Source organism: Marinobacter salsuginis (assembly GCF_009617755.1).
GTDB classification, from domain to species: domain Bacteria; phylum Pseudomonadota; class Gammaproteobacteria; order Pseudomonadales; family Oleiphilaceae; genus Marinobacter; species Marinobacter salsuginis.
The window spans coordinates 1-5,453 of sequence record NZ_BGZH01000009.1; the positions used below are offsets into that span (position 1 = coordinate 1).

Genomic DNA, 5,453 nt, shown 5'->3' on the forward strand with positions numbered 1-5,453 from the left:
TATGATTTAAACTGAAGAGTTTGATCATGGCTCAGATTGAACGCTGGCGGCAGGCTTAACACATGCAAGTCGAGCGGTAACAGGGGGTGCTTGCACTCCGCTGACGAGCGGCGGACGGGTGAGTAATGCATAGGAAACTGCCCAGTAGTGGGGGATAGCCCGGGGAAACCCGGATTAATACCGCGTACGCCCTTCGGGGGAAAGCAGGGGATCTTCGGACCTTGCGCTATTGGATGTGCCTATGTCGGATTAGCTAGTTGGTGGGGTAAAGGCCTACCAAGGCGACGATCCGTAGCTGGTCTGAGAGGATGATCAGCCACATCGGGACTGAGACACGGCCCGAACTCCTACGGGAGGCAGCAGTGGGGAATATTGGACAATGGGGGCAACCCTGATCCAGCCATGCCGCGTGTGTGAAGAAGGCTTTCGGGTTGTAAAGCACTTTCAGTGAGGAGGAAAAGTTGGTCGTTAATACCGGCCAGCCTTGACGTTACTCACAGAAGAAGCACCGGCTAACTCCGTGCCAGCAGCCGCGGTAATACGGAGGGTGCAAGCGTTAATCGGAATTACTGGGCGTAAAGCGCGCGTAGGTGGTTTGATAAGCGAGATGTGAAAGCCCCGGGCTTAACCTGGGAACGGCATTTCGAACTGTCAGGCTAGAGTATGGTAGAGGAGTGTGGAATTTCCTGTGTAGCGGTGAAATGCGTAGATATAGGAAGGAACACCAGTGGCGAAGGCGGCACTCTGGACCAATACTGACACTGAGGTGCGAAAGCGTGGGGAGCAAACAGGATTAGATACCCTGGTAGTCCACGCCGTAAACGATGTCTACTAGCCGTTGGGACTCTTGAAGTCTTAGTGGCGCAGCTAACGCACTAAGTAGACCGCCTGGGGAGTACGGCCGCAAGGTTAAAACTCAAATGAATTGACGGGGGCCCGCACAAGCGGTGGAGCATGTGGTTTAATTCGACGCAACGCGAAGAACCTTACCTGGCCTTGACATGCAGAGAACTTTCCAGAGATGGATTGGTGCCTTCGGGAACTCTGACACAGGTGCTGCATGGCCGTCGTCAGCTCGTGTCGTGAGATGTTGGGTTAAGTCCCGTAACGAGCGCAACCCCTATCCCTAGTTGCTAGCAGTTCGGCTGAGAACTCTAGGGAGACTGCCGGTGACAAACCGGAGGAAGGTGGGGATGACGTCAGGTCATCATGGCCCTTACGGCCAGGGCTACACACGTGCTACAATGGCGCGCACAGAGGGCTGCAAACCCGCGAGGGGGAGCCAATCTCACAAAACGCGTCGTAGTCCGGATCGCAGTCTGCAACTCGACTGCGTGAAGTCGGAATCGCTAGTAATCGTGAATCAGAATGTCACGGTGAATACGTTCCCGGGCCTTGTACACACCGCCCGTCACACCATGGGAGTGGATTGCACCAGAAGTGGTTAGTCTAACCTTCGGGAGGACGATCACCACGGTGTGGTTCATGACTGGGGTGAAGTCGTAACAAGGTAGCCGTAGGGGAACCTGCGGCTGGATCACCTCCTTAAACGAAGCCGAACGCTTCGGTCAGAGTCCACACGAATTACTTGGTTGGCTGAATAAAGAGAGCAGATGGGTCGTTGCAGGCCCGTGTTTTTGGGTCTGTAGCTCAGGTGGTTAGAGCGCACCCCTGATAAGGGTGAGGTCGGTGGTTCAAGTCCACCCAGACCCACCAGAATTTCACTGCTCGTCGTTGTCAAAGCACTTGCATAGCAGGCTATGCGGCGCACTTTGACGCCTAGATCAGCAAAATCCTGGTCTTGGAGACGATAGCAGAGCGCAGGACAGATTACGTTAATCTAGGCGCAGCTTGAATGAGTGAAGGAGTGACCCTCGATGGGTCATGACTGATGCGAATGAATGCTGCAACGACGAGTAACGGAAGCTGGACAAGTTCTGGGGCTATAGCTCAGCTGGGAGAGCGCCTGCCTTGCACGCAGGAGGTCGGCAGTTCGATCCTGCCTAGCTCCACCAAATTACTGACTAACTTCGGTTAGCAGTGTGCAGAAACAAGTGTTTCAACTTGATGAACAAGTTCGAAGCCCTTCTTTCTGATCACTGGGTCAGATTTGCTCTTTAACAAATTGGACGAGATAGAATACGAAGATATTTCTCTCATTATCTCCGAGAGGAATATGTTCAATGTGATAGCGATTTCAAGCGTTATCCGGTGTTGTCGTTGAAGTGGTTGTTATATCGCTTCAAGGAACTGTCTCCACTTATTGATGCCCTGGTTTACCAGGTTATTGATGGATGGAACACAGTTGTCTTGGGGTTATATAGTCAAGCAACTAAGCGCATACGGTGGATGCCTTGGCAGTCAGAGGCGATGAAAGACGTGGAAGCCTGCGATAAGGCTCGGGGAGCTGGCAAACAAGCTGTGATCCGGGCATCTCTGAATGGGGAAACCCACCGACTTTCGGGTCGGTACCTTACACTGAATCCATAGGTGTAAGGGGCGAACCGGGGGAACTGAAACATCTAAGTACCCCGAGGAAAAGAAATCAACCGAGATTCCCTAAGTAGCGGCGAGCGAACGGGGACTAGCCCTTAAGCTAGACAACTGGTAGGAGAAGGCTCTGGAAAGTGCCGCCATAGTGGGTGATAGCCCCGTATCCGAAACCTGAGTCTGGTGAAATCGAGTAGGACGGGACACGTGATATCCTGTCTGAACATGGGGGGACCATCCTCCAAGGCTAAATACTCCTGACTGACCGATAGTGAACCAGTACCGTGAGGGAAAGGCGAAAAGAACCCCTGTGAGGGGAGTGAAATAGATCCTGAAACCGTATGCGTACAAGCAGTCGGAGCGGACTTGTTCCGTGACGGCGTACCTTTTGTATAATGGGTCAGCGACTTATGTTCAGTGGCGAGGTTAACCGTTTAGGGGAGCCGTAGGGAAACCGAGTCTGAATAGGGCGATTTAGTCGCTGGGCATAGACCCGAAACCGGGCGATCTATCCATGAGCAGGTTGAAGGTGCCGTAACAGGCACTGGAGGACCGAACCCACTGTCGTTGAAAAGCCAGGGGATGACTTGTGGATCGGAGTGAAAGGCTAATCAAGCCCGGAGATAGCTGGTTCTCCCCGAAAGCTATTTAGGTAGCGCCTCGGACGAATACCACAGGGGGTAGAGCACTGTTTCGGCTAGGGGGTCATCCCGACTTACCAACCCGATGCAAACTCCGAATACCTGTGAGTACTATCCGGGAGACACACGGCGGGTGCTAACGTCCGTCGTGAAGAGGGAAACAACCCAGACCGCCAGCTAAGGTCCCCAAGTACCAGTTAAGTGGGAAACGATGTGGGAAGGCTCAGACAGCTAGGAGGTTGGCTTAGAAGCAGCCATCCTTTAAAGAAAGCGTAATAGCTCACTAGTCGAGTCGGCCTGCGCGGAAGATGTAACGGGGCTCAAACTGGTCACCGAAGCTGCGGCTGCATACTTTGTATGCGGGGTAGGGGAGCGTTCTGTAAGCCTGCGAAGGTGTGTTGAGAAGCATGCTGGAGGTATCAGAAGTGCGAATGCTGACATGAGTAACGACAATGCGGGTGAAAAACCCGCACGCCGGAAGACCAAGGGTTCCTGCGCAACGCTAATCGGCGCAGGGTGAGTCGGCCCCTAAGGCGAGACCGAAAGGTGTAGTCGATGGGAAACGGGTTAATATTCCCGTACCTTGGATAGCTGCGATGGAGAGACGGAGAAGGCTAGGTGAGCCGGGCGACGGTTGTCCCGGTTTAAGCGAGTAGGGAGTGGACTTAGGCAAATCCGGGTCCACAATCCCGAGACGTGACGACGACTGCTCATAGAGCGGGAAGTCATTGATGCCATGCTTCCAGGAAAATCTTCTAAGCTTCAGGCTATTCGAGACCGTACCCCAAACCGACACAGGTGGTCAGGTAGAGAATACCAAGGCGCTTGAGAGAACTCGGGTAAAGGAACTAGGCAAAATGGTGCCGTAACTTCGGGAGAAGGCACGCTGGCAGTAAGTGAAGCCCCTGCGGGTAGAGCTGAGACCAGTCGAAGATACCAGGCCCCTGCGACTGTTTATTAAAAACACAGCACTGTGCAAACACGAAAGTGGACGTATACGGTGTGACGCCTGCCCGGTGCCGGAAGGTTAATTGATGGGGTTAGCGCTTGCGCGAAGCTCTTGATCGAAGCCCCGGTAAACGGCGGCCGTAACTATAACGGTCCTAAGGTAGCGAAATTCCTTGTCGGGTAAGTTCCGACCTGCACGAATGGCGTAACGATGGGGGCGCTGTCTCTACCCGAGACTCAGTGAAATTGAAATCGCCGTGAAGATGCGGTGTATCCGCGGCTAGACGGAAAGACCCCGTGAACCTTTACTATAGCTTCACAGTGAACTTTGAGCATGTTTGTGTAGGATAGCTGGGAGGCTTTGAAGTGGGAACGCCAGTTCTCATGGAGCCAACCTTGAAATACCAGCCTGACATGTTTGAGGTTCTAACTTGGTCCCCTTATCGGGGATGAGGACACTGTGTGGTGGGTAGTTTGACTGGGGCGGTCTCCTCCCAAAGCGTAACGGAGGAGCACAAAGGTGGGCTAAGCATGGTCGGACATCATGCGGTTAGTGTAATGGCACAAGCCCGCTTAACTGCGAGACAGACACGTCGAGCAGGTACGAAAGTAGGTCATAGTGATCCGGTGGTTCTGTATGGAAGGGCCATCGCTCAACGGATAAAAGGTACTCCGGGGATAACAGGCTGATACCGCCCAAGAGTTCACATCGACGGCGGTGTTTGGCACCTCGATGTCGGCTCATCACATCCTGGGGCTGAAGCCGGTCCCAAGGGTATGGCTGTTCGCCATTTAAAGTGGTACGCGAGCTGGGTTTAGAACGTCGTGAGACAGTTCGGTCCCTATCTGCCGTGGACGTTGGAGATTTGAGGAAAGCTGCTCCTAGTACGAGAGGACCGGAGTGGACGAACCTCTGGTGTTCGGGTTGTGACGCCAGTCGCATTGCCCGGTAGCTATGTTCGGACAGGATAACCGCTGAAAGCATCTAAGCGGGAAGCCCCTTCCAAGATGAGATCTCCCTGGACCCTCGAGGTCCCTGAAGAGCCGTTCAAGACCAGGACGTTGATAGGTCGGGTGTGTAAGCGCTGCGAGGCGTTGAGCTAACCGATACTAATTGCTCGTGCGGCTTGACTATATAACACCCAAGACAATTGCGGATAACGCAGAGCCTAACCGCTCAAACGAAATCAAACATCACTGTCAGTCCAACTGACCGTTCTATCCCGTCCCCCAGTGATCAACCGTTTTGCCTGACGACCATAGCGGTCTGGAACCACCTGATCCCATCCCGAACTCAGAAGTGAAACAGACCAGCGCCGATGGTAGTGTGGCGTTGCCCATGTGAGAGTAGGTCATCGTCAGGCTCCTAATACC

General features: G+C 53.6%; 2 tRNA genes and 3 rRNA genes. All 5 read left to right on the plus strand.

From position 1 onward, the window contains the following. Window positions 1–8: 8 nt before the first annotated feature. A 16S ribosomal RNA gene (locus GJU83_RS18900) occupies window positions 9–1,548 on the plus strand. Window positions 1,549–1,639: 91 nt separating this feature from the next. Further along, window positions 1,640–1,716: transfer RNA gene (locus GJU83_RS18905), tRNA-Ile, on the plus strand. A gap of 223 nt (window positions 1,717–1,939) precedes the next feature. Then, a tRNA-Ala gene (locus GJU83_RS18910) sits at window positions 1,940–2,015 on the plus strand. A gap of 307 nt (window positions 2,016–2,322) precedes the next feature. Then, window positions 2,323–5,214: ribosomal RNA gene (locus tag GJU83_RS18915) — 23S ribosomal RNA — on the plus strand. A 114-nt stretch (window positions 5,215–5,328) separates the two neighbouring features. Beyond that, a 5S ribosomal RNA gene (rrf, locus tag GJU83_RS18920) occupies window positions 5,329–5,443 on the plus strand. Together the 16S, 23S and 5S rRNA genes with 2 tRNA genes alongside form the textbook arrangement of a ribosomal RNA operon. Window positions 5,444–5,453: the final 10 nt, after the last annotated feature.